This window comes from Streptomyces sp. NPDC052299, assembly GCF_040679335.1.
Taxonomy (GTDB): Bacteria; Actinomycetota; Actinomycetes; order Streptomycetales; family Streptomycetaceae; genus Streptomyces.
This window is the reverse complement of sequence record NZ_JBFAUP010000006.1, coordinates 303,538-327,552: the sequence shown is the minus strand read 5'-3', so window position 1 is coordinate 327,552 and position 24,015 is coordinate 303,538. Positions and strand designations below refer to the sequence as shown.

Here is a 24,015-nt window from a genome sequence, read left to right as displayed (position 1 = left end):
TCTCGGACGTACATCTCCGGCCAGGCATCCTGCCCGACCTGGGATGGGAGAAGTGCTACGTCCTCGGAAAGGAGAACGCCCGCGAACGGAGGCTGTAGCGCGTCCGCTTCACCGGCGATCACCCCCGAGCGACAACCACTGGCCGCGCGTGTGCGCGACCCGATCGGACAGGCCCTGCCGACCGGCAGGAACCCCCCTGTCCGGAGCCGGCGCCACTGCCGCCGGCCCGCCCGGTGGGGACCCAACGGAGCCGCCGCTCCCGACTGGCAGCCGGACTGGCGTTATTGGACCGAGCGTGGCCGATCGTGGTCCATTCCCGGCCGGGACACAAGGGGGTTCGTTACTCACTGGTAACGCCCCCATAACCGGGCCACGACCTGCTGGCACCAAGCGGCCACACAGGGTTGTCCCGAGCCGACGGACGAAAGGGAGGAAGAGCGATCGAAACAGGACAGACCGCAAAGATCGATTTACTGCGAGTAACAGGCCGTGCTTTTATCAAGATTTGGTAAAGCAGGGCCCTCACTTATCGCCTGATCGCGAAAACGGCCGCGGCGCCCGGGGGCCGCCGCGGCCGTGTTGTCAGTTCAGAACAATCGGATCGGACAGACCGGATCAGAACAGGACGCGCGCGAGCGCGGTCCGCGCGGCACCGACCCTCGGGTCCTCCGGGCCGATCACCTCGAAGAGGTCGAGCAGCCGCAGCCGGACCCGGTCGCGGTCCTCGCCGAACGTGCGGCGCACGGTCTCCACGAGCCGCCCGAAGGCGTCCTCGACGTGGCCGCCGACCAGGTCGAGGTCGGCCGCCGCCATCTGCGCGTCCGCGTCGGCCGGCTTCTCCGCCGCCTCGGTGCGCACCTTCTGCGGGTCCGTCGCCTGCACCCGGGACAGCAGCTCGGCCTGGGCGAGGCCCAGCTTCGCCTCGGTGTTGGCCGGGTCGTCGGACAGGACGTTCTTGTACGCCTGGACGGCACCCGCGAAGTCGTTGGCGTCCAGCGCCCGGGCGGCCGCCTCCAGCAGGGAGTCGTACGGGCCGGGCGGCGCCGGGGCCGCCGCCTGCGGCTCACCGGCCGCCGACGGGTCGACCGCGATGCCGGTCAGGCCGAAGCGCTCCTCGCCGACCTGGATCAGCTGGTCGAGGGTCTGCCGGATCTGGGCCTCGGGGGCCGCGCCCTGGAAGAGGGGCAGTGCCTGTCCGGCGACGACCGCGAAGACCGCCGGGATGCCCTGGATGCCGAACTGCTGCATCAGCATCTGGTTGGCGTCGACGTCGACCTTGGCCAGCAGGAAGCGGCCGTTGTACTCGTGGGCCAGGCGCTCCAGGAGCGGGCCCAGCTGCTTGCACGGCTCGCACCACTCGGCCCAGAAGTCGATGACGACGGGCACTTCGGCGGAGCGCTGCAGGACGTCGTTCTCGAAGTCCGCCTCGTTGACGTCGATCACGAGGGAGGACGCGGGGACGGCCGCGGGGCCGCCCTGGCGTGCGGACTCGGCGCGCGCCTGCTCCGCCTTCGCCTTGGCCTCTCCGGCCGCCTTCACCGCGGCGAGGTCGACGACGCCGCTCATGGACATGTTTCTGGGCTGCATGCGTACATCCTCCCCCTTCGGTGCGCCGTTCCGGAAAGCGATACGTGAACCGCGCCCGTCCGCGGCCCCGCCGGTGTGCGGGGTGGACGGACAGACACGGTCCGGGGCCCCTCAAGGACCCGGTTCGGCGCCCGGTCCCCACCCGGCGCCTGTGGCTGTCGTTCGTTCGTGGCGACTGCGACGGTCCGGACCGTCGCCTTACGCTACGACCCGTAGCGTAACTGGCCGCGCCCCCTCACGCACAAGAGTGTTCGGTGATCTGTCTCACGGCTTCCGGGGCCGGTCGGATTTACCTACTGGCGGGTATGGTCGCCGCATGCTCAGCCGCAGCCACCCCAAACCCGCACGATCGGGACGCCCGCGCAGCGCCGAGGCCGACGAGGCGATCCTGGAGGCGACGAGAGCCTCGCTGGTGGACCTCGGCTGGTCGAAGCTGACCATGGGGGACGTGGCAACGCGGGCCGGGGTCGCCAAGACGACCCTCTACCGGCGCTGGGCGGGCAAGAACGAGCTGGTCGTGGACGCGGTCGCGGTCCTCTTCGACGAGCTGGAGATGCCGGACCTGGGCAGCCTCGCCGCCGATGTGGAGGCGGTCGTGCTCCAGTTCGCCGCGCTGCTCGACCGGCCGGAGACCCGGACCGCGCTGATGGCGGTGGTCGCCGAGTCGACGCGGGACGAGGCGCTGCGGGCCCGCATCCGCGACTCGATCGTGAACCGGCAGAAGCGGCTCGTGCTCCAGGGGCGGCGGCGGGCGCAGGAGCGCGGCGAGCTGCCCGTCGAGCCGGACGAGGCCACCGCGGACCTGACGGCGGACCTGATCTTCGATGTGATCGCCGGTGCGGTGGTGCACCGGACCCTGGTGAGCGCCGAGCCCGTCGATGCCGACTGGGCCCGGCGCTTCACGCTGCTCCTGCTGGCGGGCCTGGGCGCCGCCGCCGGCCAGCCGGTACGTCAGAAGCCCGCGGGCTCCGTGTAGACGCCCCACTCGTCGCGCAGGACGCCGCAGATCTCGCCGAGGGTCGCCTCCGCGCGGACCGCGTCGAGCATCGGGGCGATCATGTTGGAGCCGTCGCGGGCGGCGGCCAGCATCGCTTCGAGGGCACTCCTGACCCGGGCGTCGTCGCGGCCCCGCTTGCGGTCCGCGAGGACGCGCACCTGCTCGCGCTCGACCTCGTGGCTGACGCGCAGGATCTCCAGGTCGCCGGTGACCGAGCCGTGCGCCGTGTTGACGCCGACGACCTTCTTGTCGCCCTTCTCCAGGGCCTGCTGGTAGCGGAACGCGGACTCCGCGATCTCGCCGGTGAACCAGCCGTCCTCGATGCCGCGCAGGATGCCGGAGGTCATCGGGCCGACCGGGTGCTGCCCGTCCGGGTGGGCGCGGGTGCCGCGCTCCTTGATCTGCTCGAAGATCTTCTCGGCGTCGGCCTCGATGCGGTCGGTCAGCTGCTCCACGTACCAGGAACCGCCCAGCGGGTCGGCCACGTTGGCGACGCCGGTCTCCTCCATCAGCACCTGCTGAGTGCGCAGCGCGATCTCGGCGGCCTGCTCGGAGGGGAGTGCCAGGGTCTCGTCGAGGGCGTTGGTGTGCAGCGAGTTGGTGCCGCCGAGGACGGCGGACAGGGCCTCGACGGCCGTGCGTACGACGTTGTTGTACGGCTGCTGGGCGGTGAGCGAGACCCCGGCGGTCTGGGTGTGGAAGCGGAGCCACTGGGCCTTGTCGGTCTTCGCGCCGTACGTCTCCTTCATCCAGCGGGCCCAGATGCGGCGGGCGGCGCGGAACTTGGCGATCTCCTCGAAGAAGTCGAGGTGCGCGTCGAAGAAGAAGGACAGGCCGGGCGCGAAGGTGTCGACGTCGAGGCCGCGGGAGAGGCCGAGCTCCACGTAGCCGAAGCCGTCGGCGAGGGTGTACGCCAGCTCCTGCGCGGCCGTCGCCCCGGCCTCGCGGATGTGGTAGCCGGAGACGGAGAGCGGCTTGTACGCGGGGATGGAGCTCGCGCAGTGCTCCATCAGGTCGCCGATGAGGCGCAGATGGGGCTCGGGCTGGAACAGCCACTCCTTCTGCGCGATGTACTCCTTGAAGATGTCGGTCTGGAGCGTGCCGTTGAGGACGGCCGGGTCGACGCCCTGCCGTTCGGCGGCGACCAGGTACATGCAGAAGACCGGGACCGCCGGGCCGCTGATCGTCATCGACGTCGTGACGTCACCGAGCGGGATGTCCTTGAACAGGACCTCCATGTCGGCGGCGGAGTCGATGGCGACGCCGCAGTGGCCGACCTCGCCGAGCGCGCGGGGGTCGTCGGAGTCGCGGCCCATCAGCGTCGGCATGTCGAAGGCCACGCTGAGGCCGCCGCCGCCCGCGGCCAGGATCATCTTGTAGCGCTCGTTCGTCTGCTCGGCGTTGCCGAAGCCGGCGAACTGGCGGATGGTCCAGGTGCGGCCCCGGTAGCCGGTCGGGTGGAGCCCCCGGGTGAAGGGGTACTCGCCGGGCCAGCCGATCCGCTCGAAGCCCTCGTACGCGTCCCCGGGGCGGGGGCCGTACACCGGCTCCACCGGGTCCCCGGACAGCGTGGTGAAGTCCGCGTCACGCTTGCGGGCCTTGTCGTAACGGGCCTGCCAGCGGCGGCGGCCTTCCTCGATCGCGTCAGCGTCCATGCCCTCCAATTTACTAGGACGTCCTAGTAAATGTCGATGACAAACCGCCCGGCGCTTCGCGCGGGGCGGTTCGGTGGTGTCAGACGTTCGCCGGGGCCGCGGGCGACGCGTCCGCGACCAGCGGCTCGACCTCGCGGACGACCTTGCGCTCCACGAAGAACGCGGCCGTCGGGATCGTGCCCGAGATGAGCACCCAGAGGAGCTTGCCCACGGGCCACTTCGCCTTGGAGCCCAGGTCGAAGGCGAAGATCAGGTAGATGATGTACAGCACGCCGTGGATCTGGGAGACGACCAACGTCAGGCCCTCGCCCTTGTCGAAGCCGTATTTGAAGATCATGCACACGCAGAGGATCAGCAACATGACGGCGGTGACGTAAGCCATCACCCGGTATCGGGTCAGCACACTGCGTTTCATGCCAACGAGCGTAACCGGACGTCCGGGGCGATCTTGCAGCGGGCCGGGCACCGGAACGGCGCCTCTCAGATCTCCTCGAAGTCCTGCGCGGCGATGCGCAGGGGGCGCAGCAGCGCGAAGATCTCGGCGCACTCCTCGGCGTCGTACACCCCGAGCCCGAACTCCATGGCGACCAGGTCCCGGGTGGCCGATTCCACGACCTCGCGGCCCTTGTCCGTGATGGAGGCCAGCGTGCCGCGCCCGTCGTTCGGGTTCGGGCGCTTGTCGACCAGGCCGGAGCGCACCAGGCGGTCCACCGTGTTCGTCACGGACGTCGGGTGGACCATCAGCCGCTCGCCGATCTTGGACATCGGCAGCTCGCCCGCCCTGGAGAAGGTGAGCAGCACCAGCGCCTCGTACCGCGCGAAGGTCAGCCCGTACGGCTTGACGACGGCGTCGACCTCGGCGAGCAGGATCTGCTGCGCCCGCATGATCGAGGTGATCGCCCCCATGGACGGGACCGGGCCCCAGCGCTGCTGCCAGAGCTCGTCGGCGCGGGCGATGGGATCGAAGGGAAGGCTGAGCGGCTTCGGCACGGCCACGACCTTACCCATGGGGAACTTGCCGGTCCTCCCCGTCTCGCACTTCGGTCCCGGGCCCGGGTGCCGTCCTGCGGACCTCGGCGACGAGCGCGAGCAGGCAGAGCGTGCCGAGGACGGCCGCCCCGGCGACCACCAGGTGGACGGGGAAGAACTCGGCGGCGAGCCCGGTGAGCGCCATCCCGACGCCCTGGATCGTCATGAGCCCCGCGGTGAGCAGCGTCATGGCCCGCCCGCGCAGCTCCTCGGGGACCTCGGCGACGAACCACTGGTCGAGGCCGATGACGTACGCGGACGAGGCCCCGGTGACCACCAGTGCGACGGCCGCCACGGCGACGCCCGGCGTCAGCGCGTACGCCGCGAGGGGCAGCAGCCCGGCGGCGGCCAGCGGCAGCACGATCCGTTCCCGGGTGCGCGGGCGCAGCGCGGTGCCGGCGTACAGCTCGGAGGCGATGTGGCCGACGGGCATGGCGCACATCAGCAGCCCGAGCGCGGCCGGGCCGACGCCGATCTCGTCCGCGTACGGCGCGGCGACCGCCTCCGGGGCGACGACGAACAGCGGGGGCAGCCAGAACAGCAGCAGGAGCGCCCGGAGGCGGCGGTGGCCGAGGACCAGCCGGGCACCGGACAGGGACTCCCCCAGCAGACCGCCGCCGCCTTCGCGGGCCCGGGCGGGCCGGTCACGGGTGCCGAGGCGCAGCAGCGCCGCCGAGCAGAGGAAGGTGCCGACGGTGATCGTGATCGCACCGCGCGGCGTGAGCACGGTCAGCAGCACCCCGCCGACGCCGAACCCGGCGAGCAGCGACCCCTGCGAGACGATCCGCAGCAGCGAGCGCCCCAGCACGAACAGCTCGCCCTCGCCGAGGATGTCGGTGAGCGCGGCCATCCGCGTCCCGGTGAAGACCGGCGAGACGGCGGCGACCAGGCAGCGCAGCAGCAGCAGCCCGGCGACCGGGGTGCCCGGCAGCACCATCACGGCGACGCAGACCGCGCAGACCAGGTCGCAGGTGACCAGGACCCGGCGGGCGGGGAAGCGGTCGGCGACCCCGCCGAGCAGGGTGCCGCCGACGAGGTACGGCAGCATGCCGAGCGCGAAGGTCAGGGCGCTGAGCAGGGGCGAGGAGGTGAGGTCGTAGACGAGGACGGTGAGCGCCAGCTCGCTGACGACGACGCCGAGGAGCGAGAGCAGATGTGCGGCGAAGACCGCCCGGAACTCGCGCACGGCGAAGACCGCGCGGTACCCCCGGGGCGCGGCCGGCCCGCTCGGGTCGGGGGGGCCGGGGCGCTCCGGGGGCGGGGCCGGGAGAACGGCCGGTCCGGCGGTGGCGGGGTCCGGGCTGTCGGGGGTGTGGTGGCCCGCCCGGGGATCGGTGGTGTCTCTCGGCATGGGCGCAGCCTGCGGGACCGGGGCGCCCGGGCCGTAGACTTTCGGCCCCAGCCGAATCTTCCGGGGTGCGCCGATGTCCTCCCAGCTGCATTTCGACGGGAGCGACCTGCTGCGCTGCCGTTTCGCCGTCTCCCCGCTCTGGGAGACCCAGGCGGCGGTGCGGGTGCTGGCGCGGCCGGAGCAGCAGGGCTACCACCTGCCGTGGCTGCGCCGGATCCGGGACGCGGCGGCCGGGCTCGAACTCGGGCCGCTGTGGCTGCTGATGCCGGACGGCGGGCACTGTCCGGACTTCTTCTCGCCGCCGCCCGTGGGGCCGCTGGCCTCCTTCGAGGAGGAGATCGCGGCGGTGCGGGCGGTCGCTCCGGAGCTGGTCCGGCAGGACATCGCGACCTCGCTCCGAGGCCGGCCGGGGGCGCTGGGTTCGCCCGCCGGGCAGGCGTTGCTGGCCGATCCGGTGCGGAGCCTGCGGGAGCTGGCGGACCTGCTGGAGCGGGCCTGGGAGGTGCTGGTCGCGCCGCACTGGCCCCGGCTGCGCGCGCTCCTGGAGGCCGATGTGGCGTACCACTCGCGGCGGTTGGCGGCGGTCGGTTTCGAGCGGCTGCTCGGTGAGCTGAGCCCCCGGCTGAGCTGGTCGGGCTCGACGCTGACCATCTCCGACACGAAGAGCCTGCACTCCCGGGTGCTGGGCGGCCAGGGTCTGGTGCTGATGCCGTCCGTCTTCGTCTGGCCGGCCACGGTCGGCGGCTTCGAGGACCCCTGGCTCCCGGCCGTCGTCTATCCGGCGCGTGGCATCGGGGGCCTGTGGACGGAGCCGGGCGCGAGCACCCCCGAGGCGCTGGCGCGGCTGCTCGGGCGGGCGCGGGCGGACGTGCTGTGCGCGCTGGACGAGCCCGCGGGGACGAGCGCGCTCGCCCACCGGCTCGGCCTCGCGCCGTCGTCCGTGTCGGAGCACCTGTCGGTGCTGCGAGCGGCGGGGCTGCTGACCTCACGGCGCTACGGGCACCAGGTGCTGTACGAGCGGACGCCGCTGGGGATCGCCCTCGCCGTGCCGGAATGACGGAAGCCCCCGCCGGGACCGGCAGGGGCTCGTCACAGGTGCGGGGGTCACTCCGCGAGGTAGCGCTCGACCGTCTCGACCTTGGAGGTCAGCCCGTCCGTGACCCCGGGACGGATGTCCGCCTTCAGGACCAGGGAGACCCGGCCGGCCCGCGCCTCGACGGCGGCCACCGCGCGCTTGACGACCTCCATGACCTCGTCCCACTCCCCCTCGATGGAGGTGAACATGGCGTCCGTGCGGTTCGGCAGCCCCGACTCGCGGACGACCCGGACGGCGTCGGCGACGTACTCGCCGACGTCCTCGCCGACCCCGAGCGGGCTGACGGAGAAGGCGACGATCATGCGCTGACCGTGCCTTCGCGGCGGGCCCGGGCGGCGATGACGCTGTCCGCCTCGTAGCGCTTGAGCACCTTGTCCCCGTACAGACCGCCGAACGGCAGCACGCACAGCAGGAAGAAGAACGCGACGCGCTTCAGCGGCCACTTGGTCTTCGCCCACACGTCGAGCAGCAGCACGACGTAGATCACGAAGAGCACGCCGTGCAGCATGCCCAGCGGCATCATCAGGAAGTCGATGTCGGAGACCCGGCTCAGCACCGAGCCGAAGAGGATCAGCGCCGGGAAGGACAGCGCCTCGGGAATCGAGATGAGGCGCAGCCGGTGCAGGGCGGTGGCGGTCTTGATGTCCACGGGGGCACCTTCGGTGGGAGGGGCGTGACAGCTTGTGAACGCACGCACAAGCGGCATCCATTGTGACATCGCGGGCGGGCACGTCCGGCGGCGGGTCCCGTCGCCCCCGCCCGGTGTTCCGCGGGGCGTACGTCCCCGTCGTGTCCGGGTCCCGTACCGGATGCGTATCAGAGGCGGTCACGGGGGCCCGATGGCCCGACTGCCCCTGTTCCGGCGGTGGCGGCTGCGGCTATTTTCGCCGGGTGGCAATGTTCCGGCTTGAGGGAAACAAGACGCTCGCCGTCGATCTGGCAGGCGATGCCGTCAAGGCGAAGAACGGCTCGATGGTCGCGTACGAGGGCCAGATGACGTTCAAGAAGATGACGGGCGGCGGTGAGGGACTGCGCGGGATGGTGACCCGCAGGCTGACCGGTGAGTCGATGGCGGTCATGCAGGTGACCGGGCAGGGCACCTGCTACTTCGCGGACCGGGCGAGCGAGGTCAACCTCGTCACGCTGCACGGCGACAAGCTGTACGTCGAGGCGAGCAATCTGCTCTGCACCGACGCGGGGCTGCGCACCGGCACCACGTTCACCGGCCTGCGCGGCGGGGCGACGGGCAACGGCCTGTTCACCACCACCGTCGAGGGGACCGGGCAGGCGGCGATCATGTCGGACGGCACGGCCGTGGTGCTACGGGTCTCCCCCCAGTACCCGCTGTTCGTGGACCCGGGCGCGTACATCGCCCACCAGGGCAACCTCCAGCAGAACTTCCAGTCCGGGGTGAACTTCCGGACGCTGATCGGCGAGGGCTCCGGCGAGTCCTTCCAGATCCGGTTCGAGGGCGACGGACTGGTCTACGTGCAGCCCAGCGAGCGGAACACGATCGGGGGGAACGTCTGATGCCGTTCCGTGAGATCAACTCGAAGATGGTCGAGGCGACGGTGGTCCCCGGCCAGAAGATGTTCAGCCAGCGCGGAGCGATGCTGGCGTACCGGGGCGAGGTGGCGTTCACCCCGAACATCCAGGGCGGCCAGGGCGGGATGAGGTCGATGATCGGCCGCCGGCTGGCGAACGAGGCCACCCCGCTGATGACGGTCGAGGGCAACGGCACGGTGATGTTCGGCCACGGCGGCCACCACATCCACGTGATCAACCTCTCCGGGGACACCCTCTACGTGGAGGCGGACCGGCTGCTCGCCTTCGACGGCACGCTGCAGCAGGGCACGATGTTCATGGGCTCGCAGGGCGGGGTGATGGGCATGGTGCGCGGTCAGGTGACCGGGCAGGGCCTCTTCACCACGACGCTCCAGGGGCACGGGGCGGTGGCCGTCATGGCGCACGGCGGGGTGATCGAGCTGCCGATCGCGCCGGGCCGCGACGTGCACGTCGATCCCCAGGCGTACGTCGCCCACCACGGCGACGTGCGCAACAAGCTCTCCACCGCGCTCGGATGGCGCGAGATGGTGGGCCGCGGCTCGGGCGAGGGCTTCCAGCTGGAGCTGAGCGGCAGCGGTGCGGTGTACGTCCAGGCGTCGGAGGAGAAGCTGTGAACGGGCCCGTGGTCTTCGACCCGATGACGCTGCCGGCGGACGACAACGTCAACGCGTACACCTTCTGCGTGGAACTCAAGGGGAGCCAGTGGTTCCTCCAGAAGGGCAAGATGATCGCCTACTACGGGCAGATCAACTTCGACGGCATCGGGCACGGCCGCTTCGAGCGGCTGGTCCGCGCCAGCTTCCACTCCCCGCTGCACGCGAGCGACTGGGTGGTGGCCGAGGGCAGCGGCAAGATGCTGCTCGCGGACCGGGCGTTCGACGTGAACTCCTACGACCTGGACGACGGGAACCTGACCATCCGGTCCGGCAACCTGCTCGCGTACCAGCCGTCGCTGGCGCTGAAGCAGTCGATCGTGCCCGGCTTCCTGACGCTGATCGGCACCGGCAAGTTCGTCGCCGCGTCCAACGGGCCGGTGGTCTTCATGGAGCCCCCGCTGCGGGTGGACCCGCAGGCACTGGTCGGCTGGGCGGACTGCCCGTCCCCCTGCCACCACTACGACCACGGCTACATGACCGGTCTCCTCGGCGGCCTGCGCGGGCTGACCGGGATCGGCGGCGCCTCGGGCGAGGAGCACCAGTTCGAGTTCGTCGGCGCCGGTACGGTGCTGCTCCAGTCCTCCGAGCAGCTGATGGCCGAACAGCCGACGGGGGCGGTGCCGCACCAGGCGGGAGTGCCGGGCGGCGGCGCGGGGCCGGGGCAGACCCCCCGGGCCCCCGGTCAGCTGGGAGACCTCCAGCGTCGCTTCGGTTTGTGAACGGTAGTCTGCGGAGTGTGACGTCGAATGCCTGCGCCCGGCGCGGCCCGCGTGCGCGGTGCCGGGTGTCACATCCCCAGACTTCGTCCGGCTTTCAACTTCTTAGGTAGAATCCATACATGGAGACCGAGACGGCCACCCGCTGGCTGAGCGATGCCGAGCAGTGCACCTGGCGCACCCACCTGGACGTCAGCAGACTGCTGACCCACCAGCTGGAGAAGGACCTCCAGCCGTTCGGCCTGACCATGAACGACTACGAGATCCTCGTCAACCTCTCGGAGTCGGACGACCGCCGGATGCGGATGAGCGACCTCGCGGGCGCGACCCTGCAGTCCAAGAGCCGGCTCTCGCACCAGATCACGCGCATGGAGAGCGCGGGTCTGGTCCGGCGGGAGAACTGCGAGTCGGACCGGCGGGGGCTGTACGCGGTGCTGACGGAGGAGGGGGCGGAGACGATGCGGCGGGTGGCGCCGCACCACGTGGCGTCCGTGCGCCGTCACTTCGTGGACCTGTTGTCCCCGGAGGCCCTGGCGGAGCTGCGGGCGGCGTTGACGCCGGTCGCGGAGCACTTGCGGGGCCAGCGGTAGGGGCGGAGGGACGCTCAAGCCCCTCCGGCGGTTGAGGAGCGGGGGTTCGGGGGCAGCGCCCCCGCGACCGCCCCGGTCACGGCGCGTACGCCGACAGCACCGTGCCGTTCTCGAAGCCGGCGAGCACCGTGTCGCCCTGGGCGACGAAGGACACCGTCGCCGGGTCGAAGCGCTCCATCGCCGGCTTCGGCCAGCCCTTGACCTCGCCGCCCCTCGGCAGGACCTCGCCCTCCGACGCGAGCGGCACCGCCGCCGGACCGTAGCCCTGCACGATCACCGCGCGGTCCCCGACGACGAACGGCGCGCCCGACTGGGCCATGGCCTCGTCGCAGTCGCACGTAGACCACCGCGTCCCGCCGGACGCCAGGTCCACCCCGTAGATCCGGTCCGCGCTGCTGACCACGACCGTGTCACCGGACGCCAGCGCGGGGCGGTACGCGATGTTCACGCCGGGCAGGAGCGTGCGCCGCTTCCCGGGGGACGTCACGTCGAGCACGGTGAGGCCGTCCGCGCTCGCGCAGAGGAGCCGGCGCCCCTTCAGGGCCGGGGTGCGGCACGGCGTCCCGGACTCCGCTACGCGGGCCCCGTCCGACGCCTTCAGGACCGTCACCGCGTCGCCCGCCGCGACCAGGCGGCCGTCGTCCAGGAGGAGTTCGGGGGTCTCCGAGGTCTCCCGCCACTCCTCGTCCCAGATCCGGTCCCGGCCGCCCGTGAGGCGGCGCGCGGTCAGCCGGCCCGTCGCGGAACCGCGCGCCCTCGTGGCGTAGTACAGGGTGTCGCCCGACTGCGCGGAGTCCACCGCGGCCACCCCGTCCGGCAGCCGGTCGCGCCACTTCTCGGCGCCGTCGGACAGCGCCCGCGCCACCAGCGCGCCGCCCTCGAAGGCGTACACCGTGCCGTCCAGGACCGCCGCCACCGACGTGGGACCGGACTCCGTCCGCGCGCCGCGCCACAGCCGCTTGCCGTCCGCCGCCGCCAGGGCGGTGATCCGGCGGGGGCCCGCGCACACCACTGACGCGCCGGCGTGCACGCACTCGACCCGGCCGTCGTCCACCTGGGTGTGCCAGGTCCGCCAGCCCTCCGGGCGGGTGGCGACGTCGGCAGCCGCCGTGCCGAAGTCACCGGTGCGGCCCGGGTCCGCGCCGGGGAAAACGACCCGTCCCGCGCCCGCGGACGCCGTCGGCCGGGCGCCCCCGGCCGCGTCGTCCCGTCCGTCGTCACCGGAGAACAGCCCCGGGAGGAGGACCGCGCCGAGGGCGACGCACCCCGCCGTCGCCAGCGCGGCGAGCCCGAGCCGCAGCCGCCTGCCGCGCTTCCGGGCCCCGGGCACCGCGACCGGGACGGCCGGAGTGCGGGCGAACGCCGGGTGGTGCGGCGGGAGCGGCGGGGCGGCCGGTGCGGGCCCCGCCGCCCGTGCGCAGGCACCGGCCGCCGCCGCGTGGGCGGCCAGCTGCCCCCGTACCGCGTCGGTCCACGGGAAGGCGCCCGGCGCGGGCCGTTCCGGCAGCAGCAGCTCCGCCAGGCGGCCGGGCGCGGGCCGGGCCGCCGGGTCGGTGTGCAGGCACGCCTCGATCAGCGGGCGCAGGGCGGGCGGTACGCGAGAGAGCTCGGCCTCGCCCCGCGAGATCCGGAAGATCACGGCGGCCATGTCGGAGTCGTCGAAGGGCCCGCGGCCGGTCGCCGCGAACGCCAGCACCGCGCCCAGGCAGAACACGTCGGACGCGGGCACCAGGGCCCGGGAGCCGTTGACGTGCTCGGGCGAGATGTAGCCGGGGCTGCCGACGACGACGCCGGTGCGGGTGAGCTGGGTGGCGTCGAACGCCTGGGCGATCCCGAAGTCGATGACCTTGGGCCCGTCCGGCCCGAGGAGCACGTTGCCCGGCTTCAGGTCGCGGTGCAGGACGCGTACGGCGTGCATGTCCGCGAGGGCCAGGGCGAGACCGGCGCCGAGGGCCCGCACCACCGGTTCGGGAAGCGGTCCGCCCCGGGCCACCGCCTCGGCGAGCGACGGCCCCGGCACGTACTCGGTGGCCAGCCACGGCAGCCGGGCGCTCGCGTCGCCGTCCACCAGCGCGGCGGTGTGCGGGCTGCGGACGGCCTCGGCGGCGGCGATCTCGCGGCGGAAGCGGACCCGGAAGCCGTCGTCCAGGTCCAGGTCGGGGCGGACGGTCTTGAGGGCGACGAGCCCCGGCGGGCCGCCCACGGGCCGGGCGAGATAGACCTCGCCCATGCCGCCCGCGCCGAGCAGCCCGAGCAACTGGTAGGGGCCGGTCAGCCGGGCCCGCCCGGGCGGCAGCGGCTGGATCACTGTGCGCTCTCCTCCGTTCGGGGTGGGGACGGTTCAGTCCGGCAGCCGTACGGAGACCGCCGTGCCGTCGTCGTACACGATGTGCACCACCCCGCCCACGGGCAGCACCCGGGGCGCGAGCAGTTCCCTGCCCAGTTCGATGCCCTGGGCCCGGTCGTAGTCGGGCGTGGCACTCGGGCCGGGGGCGCCCGCGATCCCGGTCCTCTTCAGGGGGCCGAGCGTGCCGTCGGGGCGCACGGCCACCGTGTACAGCGCCGAGGTGTCCGCCCAGACCACGGTGTCGGCGACGATCAGCGGGGCGGAGACCGGGTTGCTCGTCCCCTCCTCGGGGTGGAGCGTCAGCGGGAAGCGGCCGAGGGTGCGGCCGTCCGCCCGGCTCACCACGTCGATCTCGTCGGGCACGCTCTCCACGTACTCGTCGCCCCGGCTCAGCACGACCACCCGGTCGTCCACCGCGGTCAGCGCCGCGCCGGACACCAGCCCGGCGTCCAGCTTCAGCCGCCCCTCGGACCTGAGGTCGCCGGCCGTGAACCGGAGCACGGCGACGTCCTCGCCGAAGCCGGAGTCCCCCTCGTCGTTGGGGACGTACGTCGTGCAGAAGGCGGAGGCGCCGCGCACCCTCAGGTCCGCGCAGCCCGAGTTCGTGGACTTCTGCGTGGCGTCGCCCCCGGCCGTGCCGAGCAGCTTGCCGTCCGCGGGGCGGAAGGCCTGCGGCCCCTCCAGGCCGATCGCGTACACCACCTCGCCGTCGGTGGCGACGGGCCAGAAGTTGCCCTTCTGCGCGTTGGCGATGTCCTCCTCCGCCAGCCGCTTCCGCCACTTCTCGGTACCCGTCCTCCGGTCGTACGCGGCGAGTTCGGCCCCCTCGGACGCCGAGGCGGCCGCGAAGACGAGGTCGCCGACGACCAGCGGGGCGCTCTCCAGGGCCAGGGCCGCGCCCGCCCTGGTCTCCCAACGCCCCTTTCCCGTACGGGCGTCCAGCGCGTGCAGGCGTTCGCCGGCGGCGAGCAGGACCGTGTCGTCGTACACCGTGGGCAGGGTGGCCCCGGCCGGCATGAAGAACGCGCCGCTGGGCCCGTAGCCCGCCTGGCGGCCGGACATCTCCTGGCCCGAGTCGAACGTCCACAGCTGGTGCCCGTCGGCGGCCGACAGCGCCTCGTACGTGCCGCCGACCAGCCGGCACACGAGCACGTCCCGGCCGGCCGAGCAGCCGAGCGGGGGCTCGGCGAACGCACCCCGCCAGGGCTTCTTCCAGCCGGCGGGGCGTACGTCACGGCCGTAGGGGACGGTCCCCGACGCGTCCGGGCCGCCCTTCTCGCCCACGCCCGCCACCACCGTCGCCGCGCCGCCCGGTGACGCCTCGGCGGGTCCGCCGCCGCGTTCGCGCCACCCCAGGTACCCGCCGGTCGCCGCGCCCAGCAGGACCAGGGCCACCAGCGCGGCCATGAGACCCCGTCGTCGGCGGCGCGGGGCCGCGGGGAGTCCGGGGCCCTCGGTGGGGGCGAGGTGCACGGGCGGCACGACGGGCGGCCGGTGCGGGGCGGGCGGGGTCCCGGGCTCGGCCCGGGTGGGCGTGTAGCCGGGCAGCAGGGGGCCGTCCAGCGCGGTGACGCGCGCCAGCTCCCGTCCGTACTCCGCGATCTGCGCGCCGACCGGGGCGGGCCAGCCGGAGGCGGCGCCGGGCGCGAGCCGTTCGGCGAGGGCGGCGGCGGTGGGGCGGGCGGCCGGGTCGGGGGTGAGGCAGTCCGCCAGGACCGCGCGCAGCCCGTCCGGCACGTCCGCGAGGTCGGCCTCGACGTACTTGACGCGGTACAGGACGGCCGCCACGGGCCCGTCGCCGAACGGGTCGCGGCCGGTGGCGGCGAAGCAGAGCACGGAGGCCAGGCAGAAGACGTCGGAGGCCGGGACGACGCGTCCGCTGCCCGCGACGTGCTCCGGGGACATGAAGGCGGGGCTGCCGACCATGCGGCTGGTCGTGGTCAGCGGGGTGGCACCGGTGTCCCGGGCGATCCCGAAGTCGATGAGGCGGGGCCCGTCGGCGGCGAGCATCACATTGCCCGGCTTCACGTCCCGGTGCACGATCCCCGCCGCGTGCACGGCCGCCAGCGCGCGGGCGAGCCCGGCGCCCAGCATGCGCACCTCGGCCTCGTCCAGCGCGCCCGCCCCGCGCACGGCTGCGGAGAGCGTCGGCCCGGCCACGTACGCGGTGGCCAGCCAGGGCACGTCGGCATCGGCGTCCCCGTCGAGCAGCGGGGCGAGGTGGGCGCCGGTGACGGACCGGGCGACGGCGATCTCGCGGCGGAAGCGGTCGCGGAAGCCGGGGTCCTGCGCCACGTCGCGCCGGACGGTCTTGACCGCGGCGGGCGCGGTGGAACCGCCCCGGTCGCCGAGGAACACCTCCCCCATGCCGCCCGCGCCCAGCCGGGCCCGGATCGTGTACGGGCCGATGGTCCTGGGCGAGTCGTCCCTGAGCGGACCGAGCATGTGGCACTTCCCCCCTCGTGCGCATGACCGGCGGCCATCCTGCCACGGGGGCGCGGGAGTTGAGGCGCGTACGCCCCTCCCGGACGCGGCCCGCACGCCGCGTCCGGGAGGGTCCGGCCGTCAGCCCTCGCCCGTCAGCCCCGCCACCAGCTCGTCCGCCGCCGCGTACGGGTCGAGCCGGCCCGCCACGATGCGTTCGGCCAGGGCGTCCAGGCGGCGGTCGCCGTGCAGGGAGCCGATGCGTTCGCGGAGGCGGGTGACCGCGATCGTCTCGACCTCGCGGGCGGCGCGGGCCGCCCGGCGTTCGCCGAGGACACCGCGCTCCTCCATCCAGGCCCGGTGCTTCTCCAGGGCCTCGACCACCTCGTCCACGCCCTCGCCCCGGGCGGCGACCGTCTTCACGATCGGCGGCCGCCAGTCGCCGGGCCCCCGGGACTCCCCGAGGCCCAGCATGTGGTTGAGCTCGCGGGCGGTGGCGTCCGCGCCGTCCCGGTCCGCCTTGTTCACCACGTACACGTCGCCGATCTCCAGGATTCCCGCCTTCGCGGCCTGGATGCCGTCGCCCATGCCGGGGGCGAGGAGGACGACCGAGGTGTCGGCCTGCGAGGCGATCTCCACCTCGGACTGGCCGACGCCCACGGTCTCCACCAGGATCACGTCGAAGCCCGACGCGTCCAGCACCCGGATCGCCTGCGGGGCCGCCCAGGCGAGCCCGCCGAGGTGGCCGCGGGTCGCCATGGAGCGGATGTAGACGCCCGGGTCGGACGCGTGGTCCGACATCCGGACCCGGTCGCCGAGCAGCGCCCCGCCGGAGAACGGCGAGGACGGGTCGACGGCGAGCACCGCGACCCGCTTGCCCTGCTTCCGGTACGCGGAGACGAGCGCCGACGTCGACGTGGACTTGCCGACGCCCGGCGAACCGGTCAGGCCGACCACGTACGCGCTGCCCGCCAGCGGCGCGAGGGCCGCCATCACCTCGCGCAGCTGCGGCGAGGCACCCTCCACCAGGGAGATGAGCCGGGCCACCGCCCGGGGTCCGCCCGCGCGGGCCTGCTCCACCAGGGTGGGGACGTCCACCATCACCGCTCCGTTCCGCTCACCGCTCGTTCCCGTACCGCTCTACTTGCCCGGCACGCGCAGGATCAGCGCGTCGCCCTGGCCGCCGCCGCCGCACAGCGCCGCCGCACCGGTGCCGCCGCCGCGCCGCTTGAGCTCCAGGGCCAGGTGCAGCACCACGCGGGCGCCGGACATGCCGATGGGGTGGCCGAGCGCGATCGCCCCGCCGTTGACGTTGACCTTGTCCGGGGTGACGCCGAGGTTCTTCATCGACTGGACGGCGACGGCCGCGAACGCCTCGTTGATCTCGATGAGGTCCAGATCCTCGACGCCGATGCCCTCCTTCTTCAGGGCGTGCCGGATGGCGTTGGACGGCTGCGACTGGAGCGAGTTGTCCGGGCCCGCCACATTGCCGTGGGCGCCGATCTCGGCGATCCACTCCAGGCCCAGCTCCTCGGCCTTGGCCTTGCTCATGACGACGACCGCGGCGGCGCCGTCGGAGATCTGCGAGGAGGTGCCCGCGGTGATCGTGCCGTCCTTGGCGAAGGCCGGGCGCAGCTTGCCCAGGGACTCCACGGTGGTCTCCGGGCGGATGCCCTCGTCCTTGGCGAAGAGGACCGGGTCGCCCTTGCGCTGCGGGATCTCGACCGGGGTGATCTCGGCCTCGAACAGACCGTTCTTCTGGGCGGCGGCGGCGCGCTGGTGGGAGAGGGCGCCGATCTCGTCCTGGGCGGCGCGGTCGAGACCGAGGCGGGTGTTGTGCTTCTCGGTGGACTCCCCCATCGGGATGTTCTCGTAGGCGTCGGTCAGACCGTCGTACGCCATCGAGTCGAGCATCTCGATCGCGCCGTACTTGTGGCCCTCGCGGGACTTGGGGAGCAGGTGCGGGGCGTTCGTCATGGACTCCTGCCCGCCGGCCACGACGATGTCGAACTCACCGGCGCGGATGAGCTGGTCGGCCAGGGCGATGGCGTCGAGCCCGGAGAGGCACACCTTGTTCACGGTGAGCGCGGGGACGTTCATCGGAATGCCGGCCTTGACCGCCGCCTGGCGGGCGGGGATCTGGCCCGCGCCGGCCTGGAGCACCTGGCCCATGATCACGTACTCGACCTGGTCGCCGCCGATGCCGGCCCGGTCCAGCGCCGCCTTGATGGCGATGCCGCCCAGGTCGGCGCCGGAGAAGGTCTTCAGGGAGCCGAGGAGCCGGCCCATGGGCGTCCGCGCGCCCGCGACGATCACGGAGGTGGTACCGGTCGTTCCTGACATGAGGCACAGCCCCTTGGAGTAGATGTGAACGAGGGTTTACTTGAATGTACTGAGCGGTACCCGCCCCGTCATCCGCCCGCGAGTGTGATCGCGCGCACCTTGCGTAACCGTCGGGAGCACGCTGCACTGTCCCCATGCTGACGCGAATCGACCACATCGGGATCGCCTGTTTCGACCTCGACAAGACCGTCGAGTTCTACCGCTCGACCTACGGGTTCGAGGTCTTCCACTCCGAGGTCAACGAGGAGCAGGGCGTACGCGAGGCCATGCTCAAGATCAACGATACGTCCGACGGCGGCGCCTCGTACCTCCAGCTCCTGGAGCCCACCCGGGACGACTCCGCCGTGGGGAAGTGGCTGGCCAAGAACGGGGAGGGCGTGCACCACATCGCCTTCGGCACGGCGGACGTCGACGCGGACGCGGCGGACATCCGCGAGAAGGGGGTCAGGGTGCTGTACGACGAGCCCAGGACGGGTTCGATGGGCTCCAGGATCACCTTCCTCCACCCCAAGGACTGCCACGGCGTCCTCACCGAACTGGTCACGGCGAAGAAGGAGCACTGACCCCGGCCATACCCGCCCGGTAGAGTGGGCTCTTCCGGGCCGGGGCCGGGTCGGGGGCGCGCCGCGTCCCCAGCCGTTGATCTGTCACCATTCCCCGAACGATGAGAGCTCGGGGAAGGATGGGACCGCGCAGTGCGGGGCTACGAACGCCAGGAGAGCCACCGAGCTGAAGACGACCATCTCTCGCGGTTCGAGGCCGAGATGGACCGGCTCAGGACCGACCGGGAGAAGGCCGTCCAGCACGCCGAGGACCTCGGCTACCAGGTCGAGGTCTTGCGCGCCAAGCTGCACGAGGCACGGCGCAGTCTGGCGATGCGTCCCGCCTACGACAGCGCGGACATCGGCTATCAGGCCGAGCAGCTGCTCCGGAACGCCCAGGTCCAGGCCGAGCAGCTGCGCAGCGACGCCGAGCGCGAGCTGCGCGACGCCCGCGCGCAGACCCAGCGCATCCTCCAGGAGCATGCCGAGCACCAGGCCCGCCTCCAGGCCGAGCTGCACAACGAGGCGGTGCAGCGCCGCCAGCAGCTCGACCAGGAGCTGGCGGAACGCCGCCAGACCGTCGAGTCCCACGTCAACGAGAACGTCGCCTGGGCCGAGCAGCTGCGGGCCCGGACGGAGTCGCAGGCGCGCCGCCTGATGGAGGAGTCCCGGGCCGAGGCCGAGCAGGCGCTCGCCGCCGCCCGGGCCGAGGCGGCCCGGCTGACCGAGGAGACCCGTCAGCGCGTCGGTTCCGAGGCGGAGGCCGCCCGGGCCGAGGCGGAGGCGATCCTGATGCGGGCCCGCAAGGACGCGGAGCGGATGCTCGGCGCCGCGGCCGGCCAGGCGCAGGAGGCCACCAGCCACGCGGAGCAGCTGCGGCAGACGACGACCGCGGAGACCGAGCAGGCGCGGCAGCAGACCGCCGAGCTGAACCGGGCCGCCGAGCAGCGCATGCAGGAGGCCGAGACCCGGCTGCGCGAGGCACGACTGGAGGCCGAGAAGGTCCTCGCCGAGGCCAAGGAGGCCGCGGTCAAGCGGCTGGCGTCGGCCGAGTCGCAGAACGAGCAGCGCACCCGGACCGCCAAGTCCGAGATCGCCCGGCTGGTCGGCGAGGCGACCAAGGAGTCCGAGACCCTCAAGGCGGAGGCGGAGCAGGCGCTCGCGGACGCCCGTGCCGAGGCCGAGCGGCTGCGCGCGGAGGCGGCCGAGGCCGCGCGCACCGCCGCCGCCGAGGACGCGGCGGCCCAGCTCGCGAAGGCCGCCCGGTCCGCCGAGGAGATCCTGACCAAGGCGTCCGAGGACGCGAAGGCGGCCACCAGGGCGGCGGGCGAGGAGGCCGAGCGCATCCGCCGCGAGGCCGAGGCCGAGGCGGACCGGCTGCGCGGCGAGGCGGCCGAGCAGGCCGACCAGCTCAAGGGCGCGGCCAAGGACGACACCAAGGAGTACCGGGCCAAGACGGTCGAGCTCCAGGAGGAGGCGCGCCGGCTCCGCGGCGAGGCCGAGCAGCTGCGGGCCGAGGCGGTCGCGGAGGGCGAGCGGATCCGGGGCGAGGCCCGCCGCGAGGCCCTTCAGCAGATCGAGGAGGGCGCGAAGACCGCCGAGGAGCTGCTCGCGAAGGCCAAGGCCGACGCGGAGGAGCTGCGCGGTACGGCGACCGCCGAGGGCGAGCGGGTACGGACCGAGGCGACGGAGCGGGCCGCCGCGCTGCGCAAGCAGGCGGAGGAAGCGCTCGACCGGGCCCGGGCCGAGGCCGAGCAGCTGCGCACCGAGGCCGAGGAGCAGGCCGCGGCGGCGAGGACCGCTGCCGAGGAGGCGGCGACCGCGCTGCGCGAGGAGACGGAGCTCGCCGTCGCGGCCCGGCAGGCGGAGGCGGCCGACGAGCTGACCCGGCTCAAGGACGAGGCCGGGACCCGGCTCGCCGCGGCCGAGCAGGCGCTGGGCGAGGCGCGTGCGGAGGCGGAGCGCATCCGGCGCGAGGCCGGTGAGGAGTCCGAGCGGCTGCGCGCGGAGTCCGCCGAGCGGCTGCGGACGCTCCAGGAGCAGGCGGAGGCCGAGGCCCTGCGGCTGCGCGACGAGGCCGCGGCGGACGCCTCGCAGTCGCGTGCGGAGGGCGAGGCCGTCGCCGTACGGCTGCGCACCGAGGCCGCCACCGAGGCGGAGCGGCTGCGGACCGAGGCGCAGGAGAGCGCCGACCGGATGCGGTCGGAGGCCGCGGCGGCCGCGGAGCGGGTCGGCGCGGAGGCCGCCGAGGCGCTGGCCGCCGCCCAGGAGGAGGCGAACCGGCGCCGGCGCGCCGCCGAGGAGACGCTGGACGCGGCCCGCTCGGAGGCGAACCAGGAGCGCGAGCGCGCCCGTGAGCAGAGCGAGGAGCTGCTGGCCTCGGCGCGCAAGCGGGTCGAGGAGGCGCAGGCCGAGGCGCAGCGCCTGACCGGCGAGGCGGAGACCCGGGCGGCCGAGCTGGTCGCGGCGGCCGAGCAGACCGCCCAGCAGGTGCGGGACTCGGTCAGCGGGCTCCAGGAGCAGGCCGAGGCGGAGATCGCCGGGCTGCGCTCGACGGCGGAGCACGTCGCGGAGCGGACGAAGTCGGAGGCCCAGGAGGAGGCCGACCGGCTGCGGGCCGACGCGCACGCCGAGCGGGAGCGGGCGGGCGAGGACGCCGCGCGCATCCGCCAGGTGGCCAGGGAGGAGACGGACGCCGCGAAGGCGATGGCGGAGCGTACGGTCTCCGACGCGATCGCGGAGTCCGAGCGGCTGCGGGCGGACACCGCCGAGTACAGCCAGCGGATGCGCACCGAGGCGTCGGACGCGCTGGCGTCCGCCGAGCAGGACGCGGCGCGCAGCCGGGCGGAGGCCCGCGAGGACGCCAACCGGATGCGGACCGAGGCGGCGGCCCAGGCCGACCTGCTGGTGTCGGAGGCGACCGCCGAGGCGGAGCGGCTGCGCACGGACGCGGAGCGCCAGGCAGCCCGGACCGTGGACGAGGCGGCGGGCGACGCGGAGCGGATGCGCGCGGAGGCTTCGGCCACGGTGGGGTCCGCGCAGGAGCACGCGGCGCGCACCCGGGAGGAGTCGGAGCGGCTGCGGGCGGACGCGGAGGCGGCGGCCGAGCAGATGCGGGCCGAGGCGCGCCAGGAGGCGGACCGGCTCCTGGATGAGGCGCGCGAGGCGGCGTCGAAGCGCCGGGCGGACGCGGCGGAGCAGGCGGACCAGCTCATCGCCAAGGCTCAGGAGGAGGCGCTGCGCGCCGCCACGGAGGCCGAGGAGCAGGCGGACGTGATGGTCGGCGCGGCGCGCAAGGAGGCCGTGCGGATCACCTCCGAGGCGACGGTCGAGGGGAACTCGCTGGTGGAGCGGGCCCGGACGGACGCGGACGAGCTACTGGTCGGCGCGCGCCGGGACGCGACGCAGATCCGGGAGCGGGCCGAGGAGCTGAAGACCCGGGCGGAGACCGAGGTCCAGGAGCTGCACGACCGGGCGCGCCGGGAGACGGCCGAGCAGGTCAAGACGGTCGGCGAGCGTGTCGACAAGCTGATCAAGGCCGCCACCGAACAGCGCGAGGAGGCCGCGGCGAAGGCCAAGGAGCTGCTGGCGGACGCCAACTCGGAGGCGAGCAAGGTCAGGATCGCCGCCGTGAAGCGGGCCGAGTCGCTGCTGAAGGAGGCCGAGCAGAAGAAGGCCAGCCTGGTGCGCGAGGCCGAGAAGCTGCGGGCGGACGCCGAGGCGGAGGCCAAGCGGATGGTGGACGAGGGCCGGCACGAGCTGGAGGTCCTGGTGCGCCGGCGCGAGGACATCAACACGGAGATCTCCCGTGTCCAGGACGTGCTGGAAGCGTTGGAGTCTTTCGAGACCCCCGCGGCGGGCGGCAAGGGCGGGGGCTCCGCACCGGCCGGCGGCGTCAAGGCCGGGGCCACGGCAGGCACTCGATCGAGTGGCAAGCAGTCCGCCGGGTAGCCGTCCGGACGTCGTCCGTGGTTCCGCGTGGACCGTCATTCGTCCGAGTGGCAAGGGGTAGGGCGTGTTCGCCACTCAAAAGGGGTGTCATTCTGCAGATCAAACTGGCATCTGCTCGATGACACGCCGTTTCGGCCCCTAGGATTCCCTCTATCACCTCACCGGTCTCACTTCGACAGGAACCCCATGAGTGACCCTTCCTCCCCCTTCGGCTTCGAACTCGTGCGGCGTGGTTACGACCGCGGTCAGGTGGATGACCGCATTACCAAGCTCGTCGCCGACCGTGATAGTGCTCTCGCCCGCATCACATCGCTGGAAAAGCGCATCGAGGAGCTGCACCTCGAAACGCAGAACGCCCAGGCCCAGGTGAACGACGCGGAGCCGTCGTACGCGGGTCTCGGCGCGCGTGTGGAGAAGATCCTCCGCCTGGCCGAGGAGGAGGCGAAGGACCTGCGCGAGGAGGCCCGTCGCGCCGCCGAGCAGCACCGTGAGCTCGCCGAGTCCGCCGCGCAGCAGGTGCGCAACGACGCCGAGACCTTCGCCGCCGAGCGCAAGGCCAAGGCCGAGGACGACGGCGTCCGCATCGTCGACAAGGCCAAGGGTGAGGCCACCGCGCTGCGCGCCGACGCGCAGAAGGACGCGGCGCAGAAGCGCGAGGAGGCCGACGCCCTCTTCGAGGAGACCCGCGCCAAGGCCGCCCAGGCCGCCGCGGACTTCGAGACCAACCTGGCCAAGCGCCGCGACCAGTCGGAGCGCGACCTCGCGTCCCGTCAGGCCAAGGCCGAGAAGCGCCTCGCCGAGATCGAGCACCGCGCCGAGCAGCTTCGCCTGGAGGCCGAGAAGCTGCGCACGGACGCCGAGCGCCGGGCCCGTCAGACGGTGGAGACCGCGCAGCGCCAGTCCGAGGACATCGTGGCGGACGCCAACGCGAAGGCCGACCGCATCCGCAGCGAGTCGGAGCGCGAGCTCGCGGCCCTCACCAACCGCCGCGACTCGATCAACGCGCAGCTGACCAACGTCCGCGAGATGCTGGCCACGCTGACCGGTGCCGCGGTGGCCGCCGCCGGCACCCCCGACGAGGAGCCCGCCTCCCGCGGCGTCCCGGCCCAGCAGACCCGCTGACCCCGGGAAGCAGCACCGCACGGCCCGCCCGCGTGCCCGGTAC

The 24,015-nt window shown here is 73.4% G+C and carries 20 protein-coding genes; 9 read left to right on the top strand and 11 right to left on the bottom strand.

Annotation, left to right across the window (positions count from 1 at the left end):
• Window positions 1–615: 615 nt before the first annotated feature.
• Window positions 616–1,587: a tetratricopeptide repeat protein gene (locus AB0L33_RS13335; protein ID WP_365680661.1), complete on the bottom strand. Its 972-nt coding sequence runs from the start codon at window positions 1,585–1,587 to the stop codon at window positions 616–618.
• A 316-nt stretch (window positions 1,588–1,903) separates the two neighbouring features.
• Here AB0L33_RS13335 and AB0L33_RS13330 point away from each other — a divergent pair, with 316 nt between their 5' ends.
• Window positions 1,904–2,563, top strand: coding sequence for a TetR/AcrR family transcriptional regulator (locus AB0L33_RS13330; protein WP_164400279.1), 660 nt, complete (start codon window positions 1,904–1,906; stop codon window positions 2,561–2,563).
• Here the strand turns inward: AB0L33_RS13330 and AB0L33_RS13325 are convergent.
• From AB0L33_RS13325 to AB0L33_RS13310, 4 genes are all read right to left on the bottom strand, one after another.
• Window positions 2,539–4,239 (bottom strand): methylmalonyl-CoA mutase family protein, encoded by a 1,701-nt coding sequence (locus tag AB0L33_RS13325; RefSeq protein ID WP_365680658.1) that lies wholly within the window; start codon window positions 4,237–4,239, stop codon window positions 2,539–2,541. The genes AB0L33_RS13330 and AB0L33_RS13325 overlap by 25 nt on opposite strands.
• Before the next feature lie 79 nt (window positions 4,240–4,318).
• Window positions 4,319–4,654, bottom strand: coding sequence for a DUF3817 domain-containing protein (locus AB0L33_RS13320; protein WP_365680655.1), 336 nt, complete (start codon window positions 4,652–4,654; stop codon window positions 4,319–4,321).
• Window positions 4,655–4,719: 65 nt separating this feature from the next.
• Window positions 4,720–5,229: a MarR family transcriptional regulator gene (locus AB0L33_RS13315; protein ID WP_365680831.1), complete on the bottom strand. Its 510-nt coding sequence runs from the start codon at window positions 5,227–5,229 to the stop codon at window positions 4,720–4,722.
• A 10-nt stretch (window positions 5,230–5,239) separates the two neighbouring features.
• Window positions 5,240–6,619 (bottom strand): MFS transporter, encoded by a 1,380-nt coding sequence (locus AB0L33_RS13310; protein ID WP_365680653.1) that lies wholly within the window; start codon window positions 6,617–6,619, stop codon window positions 5,240–5,242.
• A 73-nt stretch (window positions 6,620–6,692) separates the two neighbouring features.
• Here AB0L33_RS13310 and AB0L33_RS13305 point away from each other — a divergent pair, with 73 nt between their 5' ends.
• On the top strand, window positions 6,693–7,676 hold the full coding sequence (locus tag AB0L33_RS13305) for a DUF5937 family protein (protein WP_365680651.1): 984 nt from the start codon (window positions 6,693–6,695) through the stop codon (window positions 7,674–7,676).
• Between the two features lie 47 nt (window positions 7,677–7,723).
• Here AB0L33_RS13305 and AB0L33_RS13300 read toward each other — a convergent pair whose 3' ends face one another.
• Together AB0L33_RS13300 and AB0L33_RS13295 are read right to left on the bottom strand one after the other, a co-directional pair.
• Window positions 7,724–8,017 carry an MTH1187 family thiamine-binding protein gene (locus AB0L33_RS13300; protein ID WP_365680649.1) on the bottom strand — a complete coding sequence of 98 codons (294 nt, stop codon included), beginning with the start codon at window positions 8,015–8,017 and terminating at the stop codon, window positions 7,724–7,726.
• On the bottom strand, window positions 8,014–8,364 hold the full coding sequence (locus AB0L33_RS13295; protein WP_018102592.1) for a DUF3817 domain-containing protein: 351 nt from the start codon (window positions 8,362–8,364) through the stop codon (window positions 8,014–8,016). The genes AB0L33_RS13300 and AB0L33_RS13295 overlap by 4 nt, the downstream gene beginning before the upstream one ends.
• A gap of 248 nt (window positions 8,365–8,612) precedes the next feature.
• Between AB0L33_RS13295 and AB0L33_RS13290 the strand changes: the two genes are divergently transcribed.
• From AB0L33_RS13290 to AB0L33_RS13275, 4 genes are all read left to right on the top strand, one after another.
• On the top strand, window positions 8,613–9,245 hold the full coding sequence (locus AB0L33_RS13290; RefSeq protein ID WP_365680829.1) for an AIM24 family protein: 633 nt from the start codon (window positions 8,613–8,615) through the stop codon (window positions 9,243–9,245).
• Complete coding sequence (locus tag AB0L33_RS13285) at window positions 9,245–9,895, top strand: AIM24 family protein (protein WP_365680647.1); 651 nt, start codon at window positions 9,245–9,247, stop codon at window positions 9,893–9,895. Before AB0L33_RS13290 ends, AB0L33_RS13285 begins: the two co-directional genes overlap by 1 nt.
• A complete protein-coding gene (locus tag AB0L33_RS13280; RefSeq protein ID WP_365680645.1) occupies window positions 9,892–10,656 on the top strand; it encodes an AIM24 family protein in 765 nt (254 codons plus the stop codon). Before AB0L33_RS13285 ends, AB0L33_RS13280 begins: the two co-directional genes overlap by 4 nt.
• A 119-nt stretch (window positions 10,657–10,775) precedes the next feature.
• Window positions 10,776–11,243, top strand: coding sequence for a MarR family transcriptional regulator (locus tag AB0L33_RS13275; RefSeq protein ID WP_365680643.1), 468 nt, complete (start codon window positions 10,776–10,778; stop codon window positions 11,241–11,243).
• A 76-nt stretch (window positions 11,244–11,319) separates the two neighbouring features.
• On the opposite strand, the gene AB0L33_RS13270 is transcribed toward AB0L33_RS13275, so the two are convergent.
• The 4 genes from AB0L33_RS13270 to AB0L33_RS13255 all read right to left on the bottom strand — a co-directional run bounded on the left by AB0L33_RS13270 (window position 11,320) and on the right by AB0L33_RS13255 (window position 18,357).
• Window positions 11,320–13,551 (bottom strand): protein kinase, encoded by a 2,232-nt coding sequence (locus tag AB0L33_RS13270; protein ID WP_365680640.1) that lies wholly within the window; start codon window positions 13,549–13,551, stop codon window positions 11,320–11,322.
• Window positions 13,552–13,584: 33 nt separating this feature from the next.
• Window positions 13,585–16,035: a PQQ-binding-like beta-propeller repeat protein gene (locus tag AB0L33_RS13265; protein WP_365680638.1), complete on the bottom strand. Its 2,451-nt coding sequence runs from the start codon at window positions 16,033–16,035 to the stop codon at window positions 13,585–13,587.
• A 120-nt stretch (window positions 16,036–16,155) separates the two neighbouring features.
• Window positions 16,156–17,115, bottom strand: coding sequence for a methylmalonyl Co-A mutase-associated GTPase MeaB (meaB, locus tag AB0L33_RS13260; RefSeq protein ID WP_365680636.1), 960 nt, complete (start codon window positions 17,113–17,115; stop codon window positions 16,156–16,158).
• A gap of 39 nt (window positions 17,116–17,154) precedes the next feature.
• Window positions 17,155–18,357: an acetyl-CoA C-acetyltransferase gene (locus AB0L33_RS13255; protein ID WP_365680634.1), complete on the bottom strand. Its 1,203-nt coding sequence runs from the start codon at window positions 18,355–18,357 to the stop codon at window positions 17,155–17,157.
• Between the two features lie 134 nt (window positions 18,358–18,491).
• On the opposite strand from AB0L33_RS13255, the gene mce reads away from it, so the two are divergent.
• The 3 genes from mce to AB0L33_RS13240 all read left to right on the top strand — a co-directional run bounded on the left by mce (window position 18,492) and on the right by AB0L33_RS13240 (window position 23,972).
• Window positions 18,492–18,920 (top strand): methylmalonyl-CoA epimerase, encoded by a 429-nt coding sequence (gene mce / locus AB0L33_RS13250; protein ID WP_365680632.1) that lies wholly within the window; start codon window positions 18,492–18,494, stop codon window positions 18,918–18,920.
• 132 nt (window positions 18,921–19,052) lie between these two features.
• Complete coding sequence (scy, locus tag AB0L33_RS13245) at window positions 19,053–22,850, top strand: polarized growth protein Scy (protein WP_365680630.1); 3,798 nt, start codon at window positions 19,053–19,055, stop codon at window positions 22,848–22,850.
• 186 nt (window positions 22,851–23,036) lie between these two features.
• Entirely contained in the window at window positions 23,037–23,972 is a 936-nt protein-coding gene (locus tag AB0L33_RS13240; RefSeq protein WP_365680628.1) for a cellulose-binding protein, read from the top strand.
• Window positions 23,973–24,015 lie beyond the last annotated feature (43 nt).

Bases quoted from the DNA above. Each gene is read 5' to 3' on its own strand.
- AB0L33_RS13335 (WP_365680661.1), bottom strand. From the start codon at position 1,587: ATGCAGCCCAGAAACATGTCCATGAGCGGCGTCGTCGACCTCGCCGCG.
- AB0L33_RS13330 (WP_164400279.1), top strand. From the start codon at position 1,904: ATGCTCAGCCGCAGCCACCCCAAACCCGCACGATCGGGACGCCCGCGC.
- AB0L33_RS13325 (WP_365680658.1), bottom strand. From the start codon at position 4,239: ATGGACGCTGACGCGATCGAGGAAGGCCGCCGCCGCTGGCAGGCCCGT.
- AB0L33_RS13320 (WP_365680655.1), bottom strand. From the start codon at position 4,654: ATGAAACGCAGTGTGCTGACCCGATACCGGGTGATGGCTTACGTCACC.
- AB0L33_RS13310 (WP_365680653.1), bottom strand. From the start codon at position 6,619: ATGCCGAGAGACACCACCGATCCCCGGGCGGGCCACCACACCCCCGAC.
- AB0L33_RS13305 (WP_365680651.1), top strand. From the start codon at position 6,693: ATGTCCTCCCAGCTGCATTTCGACGGGAGCGACCTGCTGCGCTGCCGT.
- AB0L33_RS13300 (WP_365680649.1), bottom strand. From the start codon at position 8,017: ATGATCGTCGCCTTCTCCGTCAGCCCGCTCGGGGTCGGCGAGGACGTC.
- AB0L33_RS13290 (WP_365680829.1), top strand. From the start codon at position 8,613: ATGTTCCGGCTTGAGGGAAACAAGACGCTCGCCGTCGATCTGGCAGGC.
- AB0L33_RS13285 (WP_365680647.1), top strand. From the start codon at position 9,245: ATGCCGTTCCGTGAGATCAACTCGAAGATGGTCGAGGCGACGGTGGTC.
- AB0L33_RS13275 (WP_365680643.1), top strand. From the start codon at position 10,776: ATGGAGACCGAGACGGCCACCCGCTGGCTGAGCGATGCCGAGCAGTGC.
- AB0L33_RS13265 (WP_365680638.1), bottom strand. From the start codon at position 16,035: ATGCTCGGTCCGCTCAGGGACGACTCGCCCAGGACCATCGGCCCGTAC.
- meaB (WP_365680636.1), bottom strand. From the start codon at position 17,115: ATGGTGGACGTCCCCACCCTGGTGGAGCAGGCCCGCGCGGGCGGACCC.
- AB0L33_RS13255 (WP_365680634.1), bottom strand. From the start codon at position 18,357: ATGTCAGGAACGACCGGTACCACCTCCGTGATCGTCGCGGGCGCGCGG.
- mce (WP_365680632.1), top strand. From the start codon at position 18,492: ATGCTGACGCGAATCGACCACATCGGGATCGCCTGTTTCGACCTCGAC.
- AB0L33_RS13240 (WP_365680628.1), top strand. From the start codon at position 23,037: ATGAGTGACCCTTCCTCCCCCTTCGGCTTCGAACTCGTGCGGCGTGGT.